Origin of the sequence: Mycobacterium sp. DBP42, from assembly GCF_005924235.1 — a bacterium.
GTDB classification, from domain to species: domain Bacteria; phylum Actinomycetota; class Actinomycetes; order Mycobacteriales; family Mycobacteriaceae; genus Mycobacterium; species Mycobacterium syngnathidarum.
Genome location: NZ_VCMY01000082.1, coordinates 1 through 4,486, shown reverse-complemented (window position 1 = coordinate 4,486; position 4,486 = coordinate 1). Strand labels below are relative to the sequence as shown.

The 4,486-nt window shown below is 68.0% G+C and carries 6 protein-coding genes; 4 read left to right on the top strand and 2 right to left on the bottom strand.

Features of this window, described 5'->3' with window-relative positions:
- The coding region (locus E0T84_RS31365) for an integrase core domain-containing protein (RefSeq protein WP_138746409.1) at positions 1-132 on the top strand (132 nt) is incomplete at its 5' end.
- Here the strand turns inward: E0T84_RS31365 and E0T84_RS31360 are convergent.
- Positions 129-962 carry an aldo/keto reductase gene (locus tag E0T84_RS31360; RefSeq protein ID WP_003889251.1) on the bottom strand — a complete coding sequence of 278 codons (834 nt, stop codon included), beginning with the start codon at positions 960-962 and terminating at the stop codon, positions 129-131. The genes E0T84_RS31365 and E0T84_RS31360 overlap by 4 nt on opposite strands.
- A 5-nt stretch (positions 963-967) precedes the next feature.
- Complete coding sequence (locus E0T84_RS31355) at positions 968-1,798, bottom strand: aldo/keto reductase (protein ID WP_040634844.1); 831 nt, start codon at positions 1,796-1,798, stop codon at positions 968-970.
- Here E0T84_RS31355 and E0T84_RS31350 point away from each other — a divergent pair.
- From E0T84_RS31350 to E0T84_RS31340, 3 genes are read left to right on the top strand one after another with little or no spacing between them, the layout of a single operon-like run.
- A complete protein-coding gene (locus E0T84_RS31350) occupies positions 1,797-2,897 on the top strand; it encodes an alpha/beta hydrolase (RefSeq protein WP_047041146.1) in 1,101 nt (366 codons plus the stop codon). The genes E0T84_RS31355 and E0T84_RS31350 overlap by 2 nt on opposite strands.
- A 35-nt stretch (positions 2,898-2,932) precedes the next feature.
- Positions 2,933-3,721: a thioredoxin domain-containing protein gene (locus tag E0T84_RS31345; RefSeq protein WP_047041144.1), complete on the top strand. Its 789-nt coding sequence runs from the start codon at positions 2,933-2,935 to the stop codon at positions 3,719-3,721.
- A complete protein-coding gene (locus tag E0T84_RS31340) occupies positions 3,718-4,350 on the top strand; it encodes a vitamin K epoxide reductase family protein (protein ID WP_003889255.1) in 633 nt (210 codons plus the stop codon). The genes E0T84_RS31345 and E0T84_RS31340 overlap by 4 nt, the downstream gene beginning before the upstream one ends.
- The last annotated feature ends 136 nt before the right edge of the window (positions 4,351-4,486 follow it).

Here is a 4,486-nt window from a genome sequence, read left to right as displayed (position 1 = left end):
GAGGCCGAACGCGCCGGAACCTACCAGCACTGGCTGCATCACTACAATCACCACCGACCCCACACCGGCATCGGCGGAATGACACCAATCGAGCGCCTACGCGTTCACAACCTACCCGTGAAGAACAACTAGCCGGTGTACGTCTCCGGGTCCGGGCGGTACCGGGTGCCGTCGTCCAGGCCGTTGAGCGCGGCCATCTGGTCGTCGGTGAGCTCGAAGTCGAACACCTCGAGGTTGGCCGCCAGGTGCTCCGGCGACCTCGACCGGGTGATGACCGAGTTGCCCAGCTGCAGGCTCCACTTGATCAGCACCTGCGCCGGGGTCTTGCCGTGCGCCTGGGCCACCGAGACGACGGTCTCGTTGTCCAGCAGCCGGCCCACGCCCAGCGGGCTGTACGCCTGGGTGACGATCCCGTAGCCCTTGTTCACCTCGCGCAGGTGCGCCTGGTTGAGCAGCGGGTGCAGCTCGATCTGGTTGACCGCGGGGGTGAAGAACGACAGGTCGATGACGTTCGACAGGTGCTCCTCGTGGAAGTTGGACACCCCGATGGACTTGGCGTCGCCGAGCTCCTTGTTCTTCATCAGCCCGCCCCAGCTGTCGATGTACTTGCCCTGCTCACCGGCGGGCCAGTGGATCAGGTACAGGTCGACGTAGCCGAGACCGAGTTCCTCGACACTCTTGCGGCAGGCGTCCTGCGCACTCTTGAAACCCTGGTCGCGGACGTCGAGCTTGCTGGTGACGAAGATCTCCTCGCGGGGCACCCCGGACTTGCGTACCGCGCGGCCGACGGCGGCCTCGTTGCCGTACGCGGCGGCGGTGTCGATCAGTCGGTAACCGGCCGACAGCGCCGCCAGCACCGCCTGCTCGGCGTCGGCCTCGGACAGCTCGCCGACGCCGATGCCGAGCACCGGCATGGTGTTGTCGTCGTTGAGCGTGACCGTCGGAATGGACGAGGAGGTCATGTCACCTACCCTGTGAACTCGAAATTTCTCGGGTCGGGACCCAGGCGAGTGCCATCGCCGAGCGACGAGATCGACGCCATGTCCTGCTCGCTCAACTCGAAGTCGAACACGTCGAAGTTGCTCACAATCCGCTCGGGGGTCACCGATTTCGGGATGACTATATTGCCGAGTTGGATATGCCACCTAATCAGTACCTGCGCCGGGGTGCGTCCGTGCGCCTCCGCGACTGAGGTGACGGTCGGATTCGCCAGCAGCGATCCCTGCCCCAGCGGGCTCCACGCCTCGGTGGCGATGCCCAGTTCGGCGTGTACCTCACGCAGCTCCTGCTGCTGAAGCAGCGGGTGCAGCTCGATCTGGTTGACGGCGGGCACGACGCCGGTGGCGTCGATCAGCGTGCGCAGGTGTTCGGGCTCGAAGTTGCTCACCCCGATCGAGCGGATCCGGCCCTGGTCACGCAGGTAGGCGAACGCCTTGAAGGTGTCGACGTACTTGTTGGTCTTCGGCATCGGCCAGTGCACCAGATACAGATCGAGATACTCCAGGCCCAGCCGCTCCATGCTCTTGTCGAACGCGGCCAGCGTGCTATCATAACCCTGGTCGGCGTTCCACAGCTTGGTCGTGATGTAGACGTCCTCGCGGCGCAGACCCGACTTGGCCAGCGCCTGCCCGACCTCGCGTTCGTTCTGGTAGGCGGCGGCGGTGTCGATGTGCCGGTAGCCCGCCTCCAGCGCCGTGGCAACCGCGCGCTCGGTGGCCTCCGGCGGCGTCTGCCAAACTCCGAGTCCAACCTGGGGGATCGCATTACCGTCATTCAGCGTGATCAAGGGAGATGCCATGACTGCGAGTCTGCCAGCTGACGGCGCGTACAGCCCGGGACGCAAGGAGGCGCTCGTCACCGCGATGGCGGGTGTCACCCTGCGCGCGTTGCCGCGCATCCCCGACCCGGTGAAACGCCTGCTGCTGGCGGGCCGCACGGTGACGGTGGACGGCAACACCCTCGACACCACGGTGCAGCTGATGCTCGCCGGGCAGAAGCTGGTCGGGATCGACGGTGGCACCAACAACGTGGCGGCGGCGCGGGCGCAGCTGCGCGACCTGTCCGGCGGGTTCCGGCAGGCGATCCCGGTGGCCGCGGTGAGAGATCTCACCGTGACCGGCGGGGACGGTGAGATCCCGGCCCGCCACTACGTTCCGCCCACATCCACCGCCGACACGGCCGCCCCGCTGCTGGTGTTCTTCCACGGCGGCGGCTTCGTGATCGGCGACCTCGACAGCCACGACGACCTGTGCCGGCTGATCTGCCGCGACGCCGGGGTGCACGTGCTGTCGGTCGACTACCGGCTGGCCCCCGAGCACAAGGCGCCCGCCGCCGCCGACGACGGGTTCGCCGCCTACCGCTGGGCGCGCGAGCACGCCGCCGAACTCGGTGCCGACCCGGACCGCGTCGCGGTCGGCGGGGACAGCGCCGGCGGCAACATCGCCGCCGTCGTCGCCCAGCGCGCCCGCGCCGAAGGAGTGCCGCAACCGGCGCTGCAACTGCTCATCTACCCGTGGACCAACCCCAGCGGCGAGACCCGGTCGCAGACCCTGTTCGCCTCCGGCTACTTCCTGACGAAGGCCGACATCGAGTGGTTCGCCGACAAGTACGTCACCGGTGCGTCGGTGCAGATCACCGATCCGGTCGTGTCACCGCTGCTGGCCGACGACCTGTCCGGGCTCGCGCCTGCACTGGTGCTGACCGGCGGCTTCGACCCACTGCGCGACGAGGGCGTGGCCTACGCCGAGGCACTGCGCGCCGCCGGGGTGGCCGTCGACCTGCGGCAGGCCGGTGCGCTGATCCACGGCTTCGCCAACATGTTCCCGATCGGGGGCGGTTGCGCGGCCGCGGTCGCCGACATGATCAGCGCGCTGCGCACCCGTCTGCGCGGCGTCTGACGGGCCGCGAAAACGCCGCCGGTACGCTTGTCCCCGTGGCCTCGAAACCGAAGAAGACCCCGAAGTACGACCTGAAGGCGGCCGACAAGAAACGCAATCTGGCCGTACAGATCGGGTTGACCGCGATCGTCGTGATCTTCGCCGTCGCGCTGGTGCTCTACATCGTCATGACCAAGGAGGACAAGCCCGGCGAGGGTGAGGCCAAGCCGATCCGGGTGGCGTCCAGCGACGTCATCACCGGTGACGACGGCGAGCCCAAGGCCGTGCTGTCGCTCTACGAGGACTTCCTGTGCCCGGCGTGCGGCAACTTCGAGAAGGCCTTCGGCCCGACGATCAACCGGCTGATCGACAGCGGCGCCGTGGCGGCCGACTACTACATGGTCTCGATCCTGGACCGGGCCGGCCAGGGGTACTCGACCCGCGCCGCGAACGCCGCCTACTGCGTGGCCGAAGCCGACACCGAGGCGTTCCGCCGCTTCCACGCCGCGCTGTACGCCCAGCAGCCGCCCGAGGGCGTCGGCCCGTTCCCGGACGAGGCCCGGCTGACCGAGGTGGCGCGCCAGGCCGGCGTCGTCGGCGACGTCCCGAACTGCATCGAGAAGGGCCGCTACGACGACATGGTCAAGGGCATGGCCAAGGCGACCGAGGTCAAGGCCACCCCGACCATCCGCATCAACGGCAAGGACTACAAGCCGACGACCCCCGACGCGCTGATCGACGAGATCAGGAGCATCGTCGGTGACCTGCCCGTGCTCGACGCCGGTGCGCCGCCGCCGAATCCGGATCCGACGACCCCGGCGCCCGCTCCCGCTCCCGCTCCATGAGCGTGAGCGCGCCAGGGGAGGTGTCCCCGGCCGAGCCGGACAGCCCCGAGCACGGTGGGGTGCACGTCGGGAGGCTGAGCGCGCTGTGGGTCCTGATCGCCGGCGTGGTGGGCCTCTCGTCGGCGCTGGCGCTGACCATCGAGAAGGTCGAGCTGCTCAAGAACCCGGCCTACGTGCCGACGTGCAGCCTCAACCCGGTGCTGTCCTGCGGTTCGGTGATGGTCACCCCGCAGGCCGCCGTGTTCGGTTTCCCGAACTCGCTGATCGGCATCGTGTCGTTCACCGTCGTGCTGGTGACCGGGGTGCTCGCGGTGGCCCGGGTTCAGCTGCCCCGCTGGTACTGGGCCGGGCTGGCGGTCGGCACGCTGCTGGGCACGGTGTTCGTGCACTGGCTGATCTACCAGAGCGTGTTCACCATCGGCGCGCTGTGCCTGTACTGCATGGTGGTGTGGTCGATGACCATCCCGCTGCTGGTCGTGGTGACGACGATCGCGGTGCAGCCGCAGCGCGGCAACGCCGTGCTGCGCGGGCTGCACACCTGGCGCTGGTCGATCGTGGCGCTGTGGTTCACCGCGGTGATCCTGTTGTGCCTGGTGCGGTTCTGGAGTTACTGGTCCACTCTGCTCTGAGGATCTAGGTGTAACTCCCAGACAGGTTGTGAACGGCGTGGTGAGCGGAAGTAGGTGAGGACCTCCGGTATCGGTGTGGTTACCAAACACGCACATCCGATTACCGAGAGGTCCTCATGGTCCACGCTAATGCTTC